Genomic DNA, 16,754 nt, shown 5'->3' with positions numbered 1-16,754 from the left:
AAGGGAGCCTGATGGCTCCCTTTTTTGTTTTAAATCACCAGCCAGATTAGCGCCATCGCGACCAACAGGGCGACCAGCATCAGGCCCGGTCGGGCTGACAGGGATTTGAAGGTCTCGACCACCGGAGCAAACAGCGGGCTGTAGATCGGCTGAATATTGCGTACTTCCAGCGTGCCCGTTTCGCGCTCGGTGCGGCGGGTGAAGATCTCATTGAGCAGATCCTGAACCTGGGCTGTGGTCAGCACCGTTTGCGGCGTTGCCTGCCAGTTCTGGCGGGCATAGTCCTGAATGTTATCCCACTCCTGCGGCTCCAGCGGCTGCTTCAGCGCGGCCTGAAGCGTGTGCAGCGTTGGTGCGCTCTGGGTGCTTAACGTCTGGCGCGCCTGGAGCCAGGTGGCAAGATGGGTAAACTGTCTGGCCGGTATCAGCTCTCCCGCCTTCACCCCGGACAGCTCCAGCATCGACTGCCAGATCAGTTTGGTCGGCTCGCCCGTGGCGGCAGCAAGTTTGGTCACCATCTGCTTCAGCGTATTGTGTTCCGCTGGCTGCAGCGGGCGTTCCGTTGCCGGACGCTGCTGCGGCTGCGGAATAGCGAGCTGGTTATTTTGCAGCAGCGACAGTACCGTTTTAAGCTGCTCGGGCGTCAGCTGGTTCAGGGCCGTCTGGCCATACTGCTGGCGAATAAAATCGCTCGCCGCCTGACGGTTATTGCCCAGATTCAGCAGCTCCGTCAGCTGGGAGACCATCTGCCGGGTAGTGTGGTTTTGCTGGGCGGTATTCAGGCGCTGATTGAGGTTTTGCTCTGCAGCAGGGAAGTGGCGCGACAGCATGGGCGCATCACTCTTCATTCCCAGATCGTGTTTGACTCCGGCCCACACTTCCGCATTCTGCTGCGACGTCAGGGCGATCAGCCGGGTGATCAGACGTTCCAGTACAGTGCGTTGCTGTGTGGAGAGGGGCTGTTCACCCGCGACATGGGATGGACGCGGGCCTTCACCCGGAGGTTGCGGCGGCGTACCTGAAATGGGCTGCATCGGCAAAAAATCCTTAAATTCGTTACTCATCGTTAACCAGGTTTACGTATATGCCTGGCGGCCAGATTATGGCACACTTGACCGGATAACTTCCTCTCAAACAGGTACTCAGACGTGAAAATCCTCGTTGATGAAAATATGCCTTACGCCCGCGAGCTGTTCAGCCGCCTGGGTGAGGTTAAGGCCGTTCCCGGACGCCCCATTCCGCTCGAAGAGCTGGATGATGCCGACGCCCTGATGGTGCGCTCGGTGACCAAAGTGAATGAGGCGCTGCTGTCTGGCAAAGGTGTGAAGTTTGTCGGTACGGCAACAGCAGGAACCGATCATGTGGATGACGCGTGGCTGAAGCAGGCCGGGATTGGTTTTTCCGCCGCGCCGGGCTGTAACGCTATTGCCGTCGTGGAGTATGTTTTCTCATCCCTGCTGATGCTGGCCGAGCGCGACGGGTTCACCCTCACCAGCCGAACCGTAGGCATTGTCGGTGTGGGTAACGTGGGCGGACGCCTGCAAAAGCGCCTGGAGGCGTTAGGCATCCGCACCCTGCTGTGCGATCCCCCCCGCGCTGACCGTGGCGATGAAGGCGATTTTCGCAGCCTGGATGAGCTGGTGGCGGAATGTGACGTACTCACGTTCCATACGCCGCTGTTTAAGGATGGCCCTTATAAAACGCACCATCTGGCAGACGACGCGCTGATAAGCCGCCTGAAGCCTGGCACCATTCTGATTAATGCCTGCCGAGGCCCGGTGGTAGATAACGCGGCGTTGCTGCAGCGCCTGGACGCCGGTCAGGAACTCAGCGTAGTGCTGGACGTTTGGGAGCCGGAGCCGGATCTCAACGTGGCCCTGCTGGAGAAAGTGGATATCGGCACTGCGCACATAGCAGGCTACACTCTCGAAGGCAAAGCCCGCGGTACCACTCAGGTATTTGAAGCCTACAGCGCGTTTATCGGCAAATCCCAGCAGGTATCCCTGGATACCCTGCTGCCGACCCCGGATTTTGGCCGCATCACCCTGCACGGCACGCTGGATCAGGGAACGCTGAAAAGGCTGGTGCATTTAGTGTATGATGTGCGCCGCGATGACGCGCTGCTGCGAAAAGTAGCGGGTACGCCGGGTGAATTTGACAAGCTGCGTAAGCATTACGTTGAACGCCGCGAATGGTCTTCCCTGTATGTGATGTGTGATGATCCTGCTGCGGCATCGCTGCTGCATAAGCTGGGTTTCAACGCCGTTCATCACCCGGTTCGTTAATGTCTTCTTAATGCTCCCTGGCGGACACTCCGCCGGGGACGCTTTTTTATTTCTGGAGTAAACCACCATGTCTGAAGGCTGGAACATTGCCATACTGGGCGCAACGGGCGCCGTGGGCGAAGCCCTGCTCGAAACCCTTGCCGAGCGTCAGTTCCCGGTGGGCGACATCTATGCCCTGGCGCGTAACGAGAGCGCAGGTGAGCATCTGCGTTATGAAGGTAAATCCGTCATGGTTCAGGATGCGGCTGAGTTCGACTGGACCCAGGCGCAGCTGGCCTTTTTCGCGGCCGGGGTTGAAGCTTCCGCCGCGTATATTGAAGACGCCACCAACGCGGGCTGCCTGGTCATTGATTTAAGCGGCCTGTTTGCCCTTGAGCCGGACGTACCGCTGGTCGTACCGGACGTCAATCCCTTCGTGCTGGCCGACTATCGCAACCGTAACATTATCGCCGTACCGGACAGCCTCACCAGCCAGCTGCTCTCCGCCCTGAAGCCGCTGATCGACGAAGGCGGCTTATCCCGCATCTCCGTCACCAGCCTGCTGTCGGCCTCCGCCCACGGTAAAAAAGCGGTGGATGCCCTGGCCGGACAGAGCGCGAAACTGCTGAACGGCATTCCGGTTGACGAAGACGACTTCTTTGGCCGTCAGCTGGCCTTCAACATGCTGCCACTGCTGCCGGATCGTGAAGGCAGCGTGCGCGAAGAGCGGCGAATTGTCGATGAAGTGCGCAAGATCCTGCAGGACGAAGGACTGATGATCTCTGCCAACTGCGTGCAGTCACCGGTGTTCTACGGCCATGCCCAGATGGTGAGCTTTGAAGCCATGCGTCCGCTGGCGGCAGAAGAGGCGCGTGACGCCTTTGGCCGTGGCGAAGACATTGAGCTGTCCGAAGAGAGCGAGTTCCCGACCCAGGTGGGCGACGCTACGGGCAACGCGCGTCTTTCCATCGGCTGCGTCCGCAACGATTACGGCATGCCGGAGCAGGTTCAGTTCTGGTCTGTGGCCGATAACGTGCGTTTCGGCGGCGCGCTGATGGCGGTGAAAATCGCTGAGAAACTGGTGCAGGAGTATCTGTACTGATGTCTGAAGTGGAACAAAAGCCGGTCCATAGAATTGCCCTCGGGATTGAGTACGATGGCAGTAAATACTATGGCTGGCAGCGTCAGAACGAGGTGCGTAGCGTCCAGGAGAAGCTGGAGAAGGCGCTCTCTCAGGTGGCGAATGAGCCTGTTAACGTCCTGTGCGCGGGGCGTACCGACGCCGGTGTTCATGGTACCGGGCAGGTGGTTCACTTTGACACCACCGCGGTGCGTAAAGACGCGGCCTGGACGCTGGGGGTAAATGCGAATTTGCCTGGTGACATCGCGGTACGGTGGGTCAAAAATGTGCCGGATGATTTTCATGCGCGTTTCAGCGCCACCGCGCGTCGCTACCGTTACATCATCTATAACCAGCGTCTTCGCCCGGCGGTGTTGGGCCAGGGCGTCACCCATTTTTACGAACCGCTGGATGCCGATCGCATGCATCGTGCGGCGCAGGCGCTGATTGGCGAGAACGACTTTACCTCGTTTCGTGCCGTGCAGTGCCAGTCGCGTACCCCGTGGCGCAACGTAATACACATTAACGTCAGCCGTCATGGCGCGTATGTGGTGGTGGATATTAAAGCGAATGCCTTTGTTCATCATATGGTCAGGAATATTACAGGCAGCCTGATGGAAGTAGGGGCCGGACACCAGCCGGAGAGCTGGATTGCAGAGTTGCTGGCAGCGAAGGACAGAACGCTGGCGGCAGCAACGGCGAAAGCGGAAGGGCTGTATCTGGTCTCGGTTGATTACCCGGATCGTTTTGACCTTCCGAAACCGCCAATGGGCCCGCTGTTTTTAGCGGACTGATAGCCGTGGCAATAAAGGTTTAGACAATATGGATTTAATTCGCTTTCTGATTGATTTCATTCTGCATATTGATGTTCACCTGGCAGAACTGGTCGCCGACTATGGCGTCTGGGTGTATGCCATTCTGTTCCTGATCCTGTTTTGTGAAACCGGGCTGGTGGTGACGCCGTTTTTACCGGGCGATTCGCTGCTGTTCGTGGCGGGGGCGCTGGCGTCGCTGGAGACCAACGATATCAACGTTCATCTGATGGTGGTGCTGATGCTTATCGCCGCGATCCTTGGCGATGCGGTGAACTACACTATAGGTCGGCTTTTTGGCGAGCGGTTGTTCAGTAACCCGGACTCGAAGATTTTCCGTCGCAGCTATCTCGATAAAACCCATGCGTTTTATGAGAAGCACGGCGGCAAAACGATTATCCTCGCGCGCTTTGTGCCCATCGTCAGAACCTTTGCCCCCTTTGTTGCGGGTATGGGTCACATGTCGTACCGTCAGTTCGCGCTGTATAACGTCACCGGTGCGCTGTTATGGGTGCTGAGCTTTACCTACGCGGGCTATTTCTTCGGCACCATTCCTATGATTCAGGAAAACCTTAAGTTGCTGATCGTTGGGATTATTGTGGTGTCGATTCTGCCGGGCGTTATTGAGGTGATTCGTCACCGCCGCGCGGCGGCTAAACAAGCAAAATAAAGGCACGACCGCGGTTCGACCACTTTTTTATCCAAAGTTTCGGGCTGTTATGTTTTAATGTGCAACATTCATGGTCTGTCGGGGGCAAAAATGGCATTATGCGCCCCTTACAGCAAACCTGGTTCAGGCAGAAAGGTTATCAATGAGCTGGATTGAACGAATTAAAAGCAATATCACCCCAACCCGCAAAGCGAGTATTCCTGAAGGGGTGTGGACCAAATGTGACAGCTGTGGCCAGGTTCTGTACCGCGCCGAGCTCGAGCGTAATCTGGAAGTTTGTCCTAAGTGCGATCACCACATGCGTATGTCGGCGCGTAACCGCCTGCACAGCCTGCTGGATGAAGGTTCTCTGGTTGAACTGGGTAGCGAGCTTGAGCCGAAAGATGTGCTGAAGTTCCGTGACTCCAAGAAATACAAAGATCGTCTGGCCTCTGCACAGAAAGAGACCGGCGAGAAAGACGCTCTGGTAGTGATGAAAGGCACCCTGCACGAGATGCCGGTTGTCGCAGCGGCGTTTGAGTTCTCCTTTATGGGCGGCTCAATGGGTTCCGTGGTGGGCGCGCGCTTCGTGCGTGCCGTCGAGCAGGCGCTGGAGGACAACTGTCCGCTGATCTGCTTCTCCGCCTCCGGTGGCGCACGTATGCAGGAAGCGCTGATGTCGCTGATGCAGATGGCAAAAACCTCCGCAGCGCTGGCGAAAATGCAGGAACGTGGTCTGCCGTACATCTCCGTACTGACCGACCCAACCATGGGCGGCGTATCGGCAAGTTTCGCGATGCTGGGCGATCTGAACATCGCTGAACCGAAAGCGCTGATCGGCTTTGCCGGCCCGCGTGTAATCGAACAAACGGTACGTGAAAAGCTGCCGCCGGGCTTCCAGCGCAGTGAGTTCCTTATCGAGAAAGGCGCTATCGACATGATCGTTCGCCGTCCGGAAATGCGCCTGAAACTGGCCAGCATTCTGGCGAAGCTGATGAACCTGCCGTCGCCAAGCCCGGATGAGCCGCGCGAAGGCGTGGTAGTACCGGATCAGGAACCCGAGGCCTGATAACTGAAAAGGGCAGGGCCAGTGGCGCTGCCCTTTTGCTTTCTAACCGTAACTGAAAAGCGCGCAACATGGAAAATATCACTCTTCCCCAAGCCACGTCGCCTCTGGCCGCGTGGCTTTCTTATCTGGAAAACCTGCACAGTAAAGCCATCGATATGGGACTTGAGCGCGTAAGCCAGGTCGCGGCGCGCCTTGATGTTCTGAAACCGGCTCCCTTTGTTTTCACCGTGGCGGGCACTAACGGCAAAGGCACCACCTGCCGCACCCTGGAAGCCATGCTGATGGCGGCAGGGTACAAAGTGGGCGTCTACAGCTCGCCGCATCTGGTGCGCTATACCGAGCGCGTGCGGGTGCAGAACACGGAGTTAGCGGAAGCGGCGCACACCGCCGCGTTTGCCGAAATCGAAGCCGCACGCGGCGATATTTCGCTGACCTATTTTGAATACGGCACGCTGTCCGCGCTGTGGCTGTTTAAGCAGGCGCAACTCGACGTGGTGATCCTCGAAGTCGGCTTAGGCGGGCGTCTGGATGCCACCAATATTGTCGACCCGGATGTGGCGGTGGTCACCAGCATCGCGCTGGATCATACCGACTGGTTGGGGCCGGATCGCGAAAGCATTGGCCGTGAAAAAGCCGGTATTTTCCGCGCAGGCAAACCGGCGATCGTCGGCGAACCCGATATGCCGCACACCATCGCCGATGTGGCCCAGGAGAAAGGGGCGCTGCTTAAGCGTCGTGACGTGGACTGGCGCTACAGCGTGACGGACAGCGGCTGGCGTTTTGAAGATGACGCGGGCGCGCTGGACAACCTGCCGCTGCCGCAGGTACCGCAGCCGAATGCCGCGACGGCGCTGGCCGCACTGCGTGCCAGCGGGCTGGCGGTGAGCGAGCAGGCGATGCGCGACGGTATCCAGAATGCGATTCTGGCCGGACGTTTCCAGATTATCAGCGAATCACCGCGTCTGATCCTGGATGTGGCGCATAACCCCCATGCCGCAGCGTATCTCGCGGGACGTCTCAAATCCCTGCCAAAAACCGGGCGCGTGCTGGCGGTTATCGGTATGCTTCATGATAAAGATATTGGCGGCACGCTGGCCTGCATGGAGACTGTGGTCGATAGCTGGTATTGTGCACCTCTTGAAGGTCCGCGCGGGGCGACTGCCCAACAGCTGATGGAACATCTCGGCGAAGGCAAGAGCTTTGACAGCGTGGAGCTGGCATGGCGTGCGGCAATGGCAGACGCCAGCCCAGAAGATACCGTGCTGGTGTGTGGTTCATTCCACACGGTGGCACATGTCATGGACGTAATGGATGCGGGGAGAACCGGTGGCAAGTAAGTTTCAGAACCGTTTAGCAGGCACCATTGTGCTGGTGGCGCTGGGGGTAATTATTCTCCCCGGGCTGCTTGATGGACAGAAAAAACATTATCAGGATGAGTTCGCGGCGATCCCGCTGGTGCCGAAACCAGGCGATCGGGACGAGCCCGATATGCTGCCAGCGGCGACGCAGGCCCTGCCGGCGCAGCCACCTGAAGGGGCAGCCGAAGAGGTGCGGGCGGGGGATGCCGCGGCACCGTCTTTAGATCCTTCTCGTCTGGCTGCCGGGAATAACAACGAGCTGGATCCCGTTCCGGCGCCGGTAGAGCAGTACGCGCCGAAACCGGTGCAAAAACCAAAACCCGCCGAGAAGCCGCAGCCAAAACCGCAGCGCGATAACACCAGCCAGCAGCTGGCGGCGGCCACAGAAACCCCACCGACCAAACCGGCAGCTGAAGAGAAGCCTGCGCCAACCGGCAAAGCCTACGTTGTGCAGCTTGGGGCGCTCAAAAATGCCGATAAGGTCAACGAGGTGGTGGCCAAGCTTCGTGGCGCGGGGTATCGCGTTTACACTTCACCTTCCACGCCGGTACAGGGTAAAATCACCCGTATTCTCGTGGGTCCGGATGCGTCGCGAGACAAGCTTAAAGGATCGCTTGGTGAGCTGAATCAGCTCTCTGGTTTGAGCGGCGTCGTGATGAACTACAGCGTGAATTGATGTAAGCATTTACCCCCCTCTCTCTTGCGGGAGTGGGGGAGGCAGACGTCCGGAGAGGCGCAACCTGCCCACGGCGCTGAATATTTTTTCAGCGCTTTTTTTATTTACGCGCGGGAAGGAAATCCCTACGCAAACGTTTTCTTTTTCTGTTAGAATTCGCCCCGAACTGGATGACAGGGCGTTTAATCGTGGGACACATATGGTCTGGATTGATTACGCCATCATTGCGGTGATAGGTTTTTCCTGTCTGGTTAGCCTGATCCGTGGCTTTGTTCGTGAAGCGTTATCGCTGGTAACCTGGGGCTGTGCCTTCTTTGTTGCCAGTCATTACTACACTTACCTGTCTGTCTGGTTCACGGGCTTTGAAGATGAACTGGTTCGAAATGGGATTGCCATCGCGGTGCTGTTTATCGCGACGCTGATTGTCGGCGCCATTGTTAACTACGTGATTGGCCAGCTGGTTGAGAAAACCGGGCTGTCAGGAACGGACAGGGTGCTTGGGATCTGTTTCGGGGCGTTGCGAGGCGCGCTGATTGTTGCCGCGATACTGTTCTTCCTTGATACCTTTACCGGGTTTTCAAAAAGTGAAGACTGGCAGAAATCGCAGCTTATCCCGCAGTTCAGCTTCATCATCAGATGGTTCTTTGACTATCTGCAAAGCTCGTCGAGTTTTTTGCCCAGGGCATAAACCCTGAGATGTGGCTTAACGAGGAAATGACGAATGTGCGGTATTGTCGGTATCGCCGGTTTCATGCCGGTAAACCAGTCTATTTATGACGCATTATCGGTGCTTCAGCACCGTGGGCAGGATGCTGCGGGTATCATCACCATTGATGCACACAACTGCTTCCGTTTACGTAAGGCGAACGGCCTGGTAAACGATGTGTTTGAAGCCCGCCATATGCAGCGTCTTCAGGGCAACATGGGTATTGGTCACGTTCGTTACCCGACTGCTGGCAGTTCCAGCGCCTCTGAAGCTCAGCCGTTCTACGTTAACTCGCCGTATGGCATCACGCTTGCCCACAACGGCAACCTGACCAACGCTCACGAGTTGCGTAAGAAGCTGTTTGAAGAGAAGCGTCGTCACATTAACACCACCTCTGATTCTGAAATCCTGCTCAACATCTTTGCCAGCGAGCTGGACAACTTCCGTCACTATCCGCTGGAAGCAGACAACATTTTTGCGGCCGTGGCCGCCACTAACCGTCTTATTCGCGGTGCCTATGCCTGCGTAGCGATGATTATCGGCCACGGTATGGTTGCCTTCCGCGACCCGAACGGCATCCGCCCGCTGGTGCTGGGCAAGCGCGACATCGGCGACGGCCGCACCGAGTATATGGTGGCCTCTGAAAGCGTGGCGCTGGATACGCTGGGCTTTGAGTTCCTGCGTGACGTCGCCCCTGGTGAAGCGGTGTACATCACCGAAAAAGGCCAGCTGTTTACCCGTCAGTGTGCAGAGAACCCGGTCAGCAATCCGTGCCTGTTCGAATACGTCTACTTTGCCCGTCCGGACTCCTTCATCGACAAAATCTCCGTCTATAGCGCCCGTGTGAATATGGGCACCAGGCTTGGCGAGAAGATTGCCCGCGAGTGGGAAGACCTGGATATCGACGTGGTTATCCCCATCCCGGAAACCTCCTGCGATATCGCACTGGAGATGGCGCGCATTCTGGGTAAACCCTATCGCCAGGGCTTTGTGAAGAACCGCTACGTTGGCCGCACTTTTATCATGCCGGGCCAGCAGCTGCGCCGTAAATCGGTGCGCCGCAAGCTGAACGCCAACCGGGCCGAATTCCGCGACAAGAACGTGCTGCTGGTGGATGATTCCATTGTGCGGGGCACCACCTCTGAGCAGATTATCGAGATGGCCCGTGAAGCGGGTGCGAAGAAGGTCTATCTGGCCTCTGCGGCACCGGAAATTCGCTTCCCGAACGTCTATGGCATCGATATGCCAACCGCCAACGAGCTGATTGCCCACGGTCGTGAAGTGGACGAGATCCGCCAGATCATCGGGGCTGATGGCCTGATTTTCCAGGATCTGAACGATCTGATCGACGCGGTGCGCGCCGAGAATCCGGATATTCAGCAGTTTGAGTGCTCGGTGTTTAACGGTATCTACGTGACCAAAGACGTTGACCAGAAATACCTGGATTACCTCGATTCCCTGCGCAACGACGATGCAAAAGCCGTCCAGCTGGCGAACGATCTCGAAAGTTTAGAGATGCATAACGAAGGTTAATCCTTATCACAGGCGAGGGCGTCCGCCCTCGCTTGCAACTCCCGCCAAAATCCTGCACAGTCAGCCCTGTAACAGCAAGGGCGAACATCATGAAACGATTAATAGTAGGGATCTCAGGGGCCAGCGGCGCGATTTACGGTGTCCGTTTGCTGCAGGTATTGCGCGACGTCGCCGACGTTGAAACGCATCTGGTGTTGAGCCAGGCCGCACGCCAGACCCTCTCTCTGGAAACCGATTATTCCCTGCGTGACGTTCAGGCGTTAGCCGACGTGGTGCACGATGCGCGCGATATCGCCGCCAGCATCTCCTCCGGGTCATTTAAGACCGCGGGCATGGTGATCCTGCCGTGTTCCATCAAAACTCTCTCGGGTATCGTTAACAGCTACACCGATACGCTGGTGACCCGCGCGGCCGACGTGGTGCTGAAAGAGCGCCGTCCGCTGGTGTTGTGCGTGCGTGAAACCCCGCTGCATCTGGGCCACCTGCGCCTGATGACCCAGGCGGCCGAGCTGGGCGCGGTGATTATGCCCCCGGTGCCGGCGTTTTATCACCGCCCGCTCACGCTTGATGACGTGATCAATCAAACCGTGAACCGGGTTATCGACCAGTTCGACATTGACCTGCCGGACGATCTCTTTACCCGCTGGCAGGGCGCCTGACGGGAAAGGTGTCCTCTTCGGGTGCAGAACGTCGCAACGTGCCCTGTTTCAGGGCAATTCTGCAACAGCGATCATATCCTCAACATTTAATTCCTTTTTTCCCTTCCAGCCACTGCGGTTCGTTTGGCAGACCTGCTATCTTTCACCATTAAGGCAATCCTGCAACCTTTCGTTAACATATTTAACGCCGTAATTCTGCGATGAGCGCAATGTGGCATAAGACCTGCAAGAGATCGCCTGCAACAACACACAACACAATCTATTACATAAGAAAATCACGACACTTGAGGGTAATGTATGAAGAAGACGGTTCTGGCTCTGTCTTTGCTGGTGGGATTAAGCGCAGCAGCAAGCAGCTTTGCGGCCCTCCCACAGAACGTACGTATCGGTACAGACGCCACCTATGCGCCATTCTCATCGAAAGATGCGAAGGGGGATTTCGTTGGGTTTGATATCGACCTGGGAAATGAGATGTGCAAACGCATGTCCGTGAAATGCACCTGGGTGGGCAGCGACTTCGACGCGCTGATCCCTTCCCTGAAAGCCAAGAAGATCGACGCGATCATCTCCTCGCTCTCCATTACCGAGAAGCGTCAGCAGGAGATCGCCTTCTCTGACAAGCTCTACGCGGCGGATTCACGTCTGATTGCGGCGAAAGGCTCCCCCATCCAGCCGACCATTGACTCGCTGAAAGGTAAGCATGTGGGCGTGCTACAGGGCTCAACCCAGGAAGGCTTCGCTAATGCCAACTGGCGTGAGAAGGGCGTGGACGTGGTGGCTTATCAGAACCAGGATCTGATCTATTCTGACCTGGCGGCAGGACGTCTGGATGCGGCATTCCAGGATGAGGTCGCTGCGAGCGAAGGCTTCCTGAAACAGCCTGCTGGCAAAGAGTTTGCCTTTGCTGGCCCGTCCGTTAAAGACAAAAAATATTTCGGCGACGGCACCGGGATCGGTCTGCGTAAAGACGATGCTGAGCTGAAAGCGGCGTTTGATAAAGCCTTTACTGAACTGCGTAAAGACGGGACCTACGACAAACTGGCGAAGAAATACTTCGACTTTAACGTCTACGGCGACTAAGCGTAACAGACGGGTGCGCACCATAATGGAACCCCATTATGGTGCGACAGAGGCCTTTGCGAACAATGATGGTGCAAATCGTGCGCCACGTTGGTTATAAAGTGAATAGTTAAGCACTCGCGATGCACTTTTTCGCGCCTGCCGGGCATAATCTTTTGCCTTGCCGCGGCGATTAATGGCACATTAAAGGCACCCCGTCGGCGTTAAAATCCCGTAAGAAGACAGTCTGTTGAGGATAGATATGAAAAAACTGGTTTTGTCACTTTCTCTGGCGCTGGCCTTTTCCAGCGCTACTGCGGTATTCGCAGCAATTCCGCAAAAAGTTCGTATTGGTACTGACCCAACTTATGCTCCCTTCGAATCCAAGAATGCGCAGGGTGAACTGGTAGGATTTGATATCGATTTGGCAAAAGAGCTGTGCAAACGTATCAAAACAGAGTGTACCTTCGTTGAGAACCCACTGGATGCGCTGATCCCTTCGCTGAAAGCGAAAAAAATCGACGCCATTATGTCTTCCCTCTCTATCACCGAAAAACGCCAGCAGGAGATTGCCTTCACCGACAAGCTCTATGCAGCGGACTCACGTCTGGTGGTAGCGAAATCAGCTGATATCCAGCCGACCCTGGCGTCACTGAAAGGTAAACGCGTAGGCGTGCTGCAGGGCACCACGCAGGAGACCTACGGTAACGAGCACTGGGCGCCGAAAGGGATTGAAATCGTCTCTTATCAGGGCCAGGAAAACATCTACGCTGACCTGACCGCGGGCCGTATTGACGCCGCTTTCCAGGATGAGGTGGCAGCCAGCGAAGGCTTCCTGAAACAGCCTGTGGGCAAAGATTATAAGTTCGGCGGTCCATCCATTAAGGATGAGAAACTCTTTGGCGTAGGCACTGGCATGGGGCTGCGTAAAGAAGACAACGAACTGCGCGAAGCGCTGAACAAAGCCTTCGCTGAAATGCGCGCAGACGGCACGTACGAAAAACTGGCGAAGAAGTACTTCGACTTTGATGTCTACGGTGGTTAATTACTCCACTCAATAACGTGCGACCCCTCCCGCTCCGGGAGGGGAAAAGACACGGCTACACCACTCACGACAGGGCAGGCGGTATGCTGTACGGATTTTCTGGCGTAATTTTACAAGGCGCATTGGTCACCCTTGAACTGGCTCTCAGTTCGGTGGTGCTGGCTGTGTTAATAGGCCTTGCAGGCGCGGGCGCGAAGCTTTCAGCGAATCGGGCGATGGCGCTGCTGTTTGAGGGTTATACCACCCTTATTCGCGGTGTTCCTGACCTGGTGCTGATGTTGCTCATTTTCTATGGACTGCAGATCGCCCTCAACAGCATCACAGATGCCATTGGCATGGGGCAGATTGATATCGATCCGATGGTGGCCGGTATCATCACCCTGGGCTTTATCTACGGGGCCTATTTCACCGAAACCTTCCGCGGGGCCTATCTTGCCGTGCCGAAAGGGCATATCGAAGCGGCCACGGCCTTCGGTTTTACCTCCTCACAGACGTTTCGCCGCATTATGTTTCCGGCCATGATGCGCTTTGCGCTGCCGGGCATCGGCAACAACTGGCAGGTTATCCTCAAAGCGACGGCGCTGGTCTCGTTACTGGGGCTGGAAGACGTGGTGAAGGCCACGCAGCTGGCGGGCAAAAGCACCTGGGAGCCGTTCTACTTCGCGATTGTCTGCGGGGTAATTTATCTGGTGTTTACCACCGTCTCCAATGGCGTGCTGCTGCTGCTCGAACGTCGCTATTCCGTGGGTGTGAAGAGGGCTGACCTGTGATTGAAATTATTCAGGAATACTGGAAATCCCTGCTGTGGACCGACGGATACCGCTTTACCGGCGTGGCGATCACCCTCTGGCTGCTGATTTCTTCTGTGGTGATGGGCGGGATTCTGGCGATCTTCCTCGCCATTGGCCGCGTATCGAACAACAAATTCATTCGCTTTCCCATCTGGCTGTTTACCTACGTATTCCGCGGTACGCCGCTGTATGTGCAGCTGCTGGTGTTCTACTCCGGTATGTACACGCTGGAGATTGTGAAAGGCACCGAGATGCTGAACGCGTTCTTCCGCAGCGGGCTGAACTGTACCGTACTGGCGTTAACGCTCAATACCTGCGCCTACACCACCGAGATTTTCGCCGGTGCTATTCGCTCCGTGCCGCACGGTGAAATTGAAGCCGCAAGGGCGTATGGCTTCTCTTCCGTGAAGCTGTATCGCTGCATTATTCTGCCGTCGGCGCTGCGTATTGCGCTGCCTGCCTACAGCAACGAAGTGATTCTGATGCTGCACTCTACCGCCCTGGCCTTTACCGCCACGGTGCCGGATCTGCTCAAGATTGCCCGCGACATCAACTCGGCGACCTATCAGCCGTTTACCGCCTTCGGGATCGCGGCAGTGCTCTATTTAATCATTTCTTACGTCCTGATTAGCCTGTTCCGCAAAGCGGAAAAACGCTGGTTGCAGCACATAAAACCTTCTTCGACGCACTGAGAATTAAGATGGCTGAGAACAAATTAAACGTTATCGATTTGCACAAACGCTACGGCGAACATGAAGTGCTGAAAGGGGTGTCGCTGCAGGCCAATGCGGGCGATGTGATCAGTATTATCGGCTCCTCAGGGTCGGGTAAAAGTACCTTCCTGCGCTGCATTAACTTCCTCGAAAAACCGAGTGCCGGCTCGATTATCGTGAGCGGTGAGAACATCAATCTGGTGCAGGACAAAGATGGCCAGTTGAAGGTCGCCGATAAGCACCAGCTGCGGATGTTGCGTACCCGCCTGACGATGGTATTCCAGCACTTCAACCTCTGGAGCCACATGACGGTGCTGGAGAACGTGATGGAAGCCCCGGTGCAGGTGCTGGGTTTAAGCAAGCAGGAAGCCCGCGCCCGCGCGGAGAAATATCTGGCGAAAGTGGGTATCGACGAGCGCCAGCAGATGAAATACCCGGTGCATCTCTCCGGGGGTCAGCAGCAGCGTGTCTCTATCGCCCGTGCGCTGGCGATGGAGCCGGAAGTGCTGCTGTTTGATGAACCCACTTCCGCGCTCGATCCCGAGCTGGTGGGTGAAGTGCTGCGCATCATGCAGCAGCTCGCCGAAGAGGGGAAAACGATGGTAGTGGTGACGCACGAGATGGGCTTCGCCCGTAACGTCTCCAGTCACGTTATTTTCCTGCATCAGGGCAAGATCGAAGAGCAGGGGCATCCGGATGAGGTGTTAGGTAATCCGCAGAGCCCGCGCTTGCAGCAGTTCCTGAAAGGGTCGTTAAAGTAGTTTCTTGCCCGGTGGCGCTACGCTTATTGTTCCCTCTCCCCGTAGGAGAGGGCCAGGGAGAGGGCTCTCAGGCCGCACCACTCTCCAGCCGGTACACCCAGTCATCATAGCGTACGCCGTTAATCTCATACGCCTGCTTCAGCACCTGGGTACGCACAAATCCCGCTTTCTCTAATACCCGCACCGAACCGCCGTTCTCCGCCAGCACATACGCATTAACCGCCTTAACGCCCACCCGGATAAACGCGTATTCACACAGGGCGCGCAGCGCTTCGCTGGCAATCCCCCGGCCCTGTGCCGCAGGTATAACGGTGTAGCCTATGTCGGCCTCTTCAGGGTAGCGGGGGCTGATTTGCAGGCCAATATCCCCCAGCGGAGTGTCATCATCGTGGGCGCGGATCACAAAGGTATGCGGGGCCGTCAGGCGGGCGGCGAACAGGCGTTGGGTCTCTTTTTCCGGGGCGATAGCAGCCATATAGCGCATAATCTCCGGCGCTTCGCGAAGCCGAAGGAAAAAGGGCCAGTCGGAGGGCTCAAAGGGGGAGAGCGTCAGCCGGGAAGTGGTGATTGTAGCCATCGTAGCGCCTTAAGCGGGGAGCGGGCATAACACCTTAACACAGCCGACCGGGCAGGTTTAACCTACCACATCTCCCAGGGCCTCTTCTAAGTCGTACCACCTGAAAGCGAACCCGGAGGCCTCCAGCCGCTTCGGCAGCGCGCGCTGGCCGCCCAGCACCAGCACGGAGGATTCCCCCATCAGCAGGCGGACCGCGGTGGCCGGAGCGCGAATGACAGCCGGGCGGTGAACCGCATGGCCCAGCGCATGGGAAAACTGCTCGTTACGCACCGGATAGGGGGAAACCATATTGAACGGGCCGCGCAGATCGTTATCCAGCAGCCAGAGAATGCCGTTGACCATATCGTCGATATGGATCCAGGCCAGGTACTGACGGCCCGTGCCGATGGGGCCGCCAAGGCCGAGTTTAAACACCGGCAGCATTTTCGCCAGAATCCCGCCTTTAGGGGCCAGCACCACGCCGGTGCGCAGCAGGCAGACGCGGGTTTTTTCGCTCTGCGCGCCACAGGCGATCTGCTCCCAGCGGGCGCACAGCTTATGGGTAAATTCATTGTGCGGCGGCTCCTCTTCGGTCACCACCACCTCACCTAAATCGCCGTAATAACCCGCTGCCGAACCGGAGATAAACACCGACGGCGGCGTGTCGCTGGCCTTGACCATATCCACCAGCCGCTGGGTAATGTTCCAGCGACTGTTGCACAGACGCTGTTTTTGCTCTTCCGTCCAGCGCTTGTCGGCGATGGGCTCGCCTGCAAGATTGATAACGGCCTCAAAGCCGTTGAGATCCTGGTGCTCCGTCAGCCCTTTCCAGATATTAATGCCGGAGCCGAGGTGCTGACGCGCTTTTTCAGGACTGCGCGTCACAACAGTGACCTCATGGCCCAACACCTGCAATCGTGGGATAAGATGTCGGCCAATCAGGCCGGTGCCGCCGGTTACCAGGATCTTCATACAACCTCCAG

General features: G+C 56.9%; 18 protein-coding genes. 15 read left to right on the top strand and 3 right to left on the bottom strand.

What is annotated here, in order from left to right:
* Positions 1–29: 29 nt before the first annotated feature.
* Positions 30–1,034, bottom strand: coding sequence for a flagella biosynthesis regulator Flk (gene flk, locus NB069_RS15605; protein WP_250585003.1), 1,005 nt, complete (start codon positions 1,032–1,034; stop codon positions 30–32).
* Positions 1,035–1,148: 114 nt separating this feature from the next.
* On the opposite strand from flk, the gene pdxB reads away from it, so the two are divergent.
* The 15 genes from pdxB (at position 1,149) to hisP (ending at position 15,215) form a co-directional block, all read left to right on the top strand.
* On the top strand, positions 1,149–2,285 hold the full coding sequence (gene pdxB, locus NB069_RS15600) for a 4-phosphoerythronate dehydrogenase PdxB (RefSeq protein WP_250585001.1): 1,137 nt from the start codon (positions 1,149–1,151) through the stop codon (positions 2,283–2,285).
* A 67-nt stretch (positions 2,286–2,352) separates the two neighbouring features.
* Complete coding sequence (locus NB069_RS15595) at positions 2,353–3,366, top strand: aspartate-semialdehyde dehydrogenase (RefSeq protein ID WP_250584999.1); 1,014 nt, start codon at positions 2,353–2,355, stop codon at positions 3,364–3,366.
* Positions 3,366–4,178, top strand: a complete 813-nt coding sequence (gene truA / locus NB069_RS15590) for a tRNA pseudouridine(38-40) synthase TruA (RefSeq protein WP_250584997.1) — start codon at positions 3,366–3,368, stop codon at positions 4,176–4,178. The genes NB069_RS15595 and truA overlap by 1 nt, the downstream gene beginning before the upstream one ends.
* 28 nt (positions 4,179–4,206) lie before the next feature.
* On the top strand, positions 4,207–4,866 hold the full coding sequence (locus NB069_RS15585; RefSeq protein ID WP_250584995.1) for a DedA family protein: 660 nt from the start codon (positions 4,207–4,209) through the stop codon (positions 4,864–4,866).
* Positions 4,867–5,008: 142 nt separating this feature from the next.
* The gene (accD, locus tag NB069_RS15580; protein WP_103825166.1) at positions 5,009–5,914 is read left to right on the top strand and encodes an acetyl-CoA carboxylase, carboxyltransferase subunit beta; all 906 of its coding nucleotides are present in this window, start codon (positions 5,009–5,011) and stop codon (positions 5,912–5,914) included.
* Positions 5,915–5,982: 68 nt separating this feature from the next.
* On the top strand, positions 5,983–7,251 hold the full coding sequence (gene folC, locus NB069_RS15575) for a bifunctional tetrahydrofolate synthase/dihydrofolate synthase (protein WP_250584993.1): 1,269 nt from the start codon (positions 5,983–5,985) through the stop codon (positions 7,249–7,251).
* On the top strand, positions 7,241–7,948 hold the full coding sequence (gene dedD / locus NB069_RS15570; RefSeq protein WP_250584991.1) for a cell division protein DedD: 708 nt from the start codon (positions 7,241–7,243) through the stop codon (positions 7,946–7,948). Before folC ends, dedD begins: the two co-directional genes overlap by 11 nt.
* A 199-nt stretch (positions 7,949–8,147) precedes the next feature.
* Positions 8,148–8,636: a colicin V production protein gene (cvpA, locus tag NB069_RS15565; RefSeq protein WP_039030950.1), complete on the top strand. Its 489-nt coding sequence runs from the start codon at positions 8,148–8,150 to the stop codon at positions 8,634–8,636.
* A 33-nt stretch (positions 8,637–8,669) separates the two neighbouring features.
* The gene (gene purF / locus NB069_RS15560) at positions 8,670–10,187 is read left to right on the top strand and encodes an amidophosphoribosyltransferase (protein WP_250584989.1); all 1,518 of its coding nucleotides are present in this window, start codon (positions 8,670–8,672) and stop codon (positions 10,185–10,187) included.
* Positions 10,188–10,276: 89 nt separating this feature from the next.
* Positions 10,277–10,846: a UbiX family flavin prenyltransferase gene (locus tag NB069_RS15555; RefSeq protein WP_250584987.1), complete on the top strand. Its 570-nt coding sequence runs from the start codon at positions 10,277–10,279 to the stop codon at positions 10,844–10,846.
* Between the two features lie 297 nt (positions 10,847–11,143).
* Positions 11,144–11,926: a lysine/arginine/ornithine ABC transporter substrate-binding protein ArgT gene (argT, locus tag NB069_RS15550; RefSeq protein ID WP_250584985.1), complete on the top strand. Its 783-nt coding sequence runs from the start codon at positions 11,144–11,146 to the stop codon at positions 11,924–11,926.
* Positions 11,927–12,167: 241 nt separating this feature from the next.
* Complete coding sequence (gene hisJ, locus NB069_RS15545) at positions 12,168–12,950, top strand: histidine ABC transporter substrate-binding protein HisJ (protein ID WP_250584983.1); 783 nt, start codon at positions 12,168–12,170, stop codon at positions 12,948–12,950.
* An 83-nt stretch (positions 12,951–13,033) separates the two neighbouring features.
* Positions 13,034–13,720: a histidine ABC transporter permease HisQ gene (locus NB069_RS15540; RefSeq protein WP_250584981.1), complete on the top strand. Its 687-nt coding sequence runs from the start codon at positions 13,034–13,036 to the stop codon at positions 13,718–13,720.
* Positions 13,717–14,433: an ABC transporter permease gene (locus tag NB069_RS15535; protein WP_250584979.1), complete on the top strand. Its 717-nt coding sequence runs from the start codon at positions 13,717–13,719 to the stop codon at positions 14,431–14,433. The genes NB069_RS15540 and NB069_RS15535 overlap by 4 nt, the downstream gene beginning before the upstream one ends.
* An 8-nt stretch (positions 14,434–14,441) precedes the next feature.
* Entirely contained in the window at positions 14,442–15,215 is a 774-nt protein-coding gene (gene hisP / locus NB069_RS15530) for a histidine ABC transporter ATP-binding protein HisP (protein WP_250584976.1), read from the top strand.
* 67 nt (positions 15,216–15,282) lie between these two features.
* Here the strand turns inward: hisP and NB069_RS15525 are convergent, their stop codons facing one another.
* Positions 15,283–15,792 (bottom strand): GNAT family N-acetyltransferase, encoded by a 510-nt coding sequence (locus NB069_RS15525; RefSeq protein ID WP_250584974.1) that lies wholly within the window; start codon positions 15,790–15,792, stop codon positions 15,283–15,285.
* A gap of 57 nt (positions 15,793–15,849) precedes the next feature.
* Entirely contained in the window at positions 15,850–16,743 is an 894-nt protein-coding gene (locus NB069_RS15520) for a TIGR01777 family oxidoreductase (RefSeq protein ID WP_250584972.1), read from the bottom strand.
* Positions 16,744–16,754: the final 11 nt, after the last annotated feature.

The sequence above is a fragment of the Leclercia adecarboxylata genome, from assembly GCF_023639785.1.
Lineage (GTDB): Bacteria > Pseudomonadota > Gammaproteobacteria > Enterobacterales > Enterobacteriaceae > Enterobacter > Enterobacter adecarboxylatus_D.
This window is presented reverse-complemented; position numbering and strand designations above follow the sequence as displayed.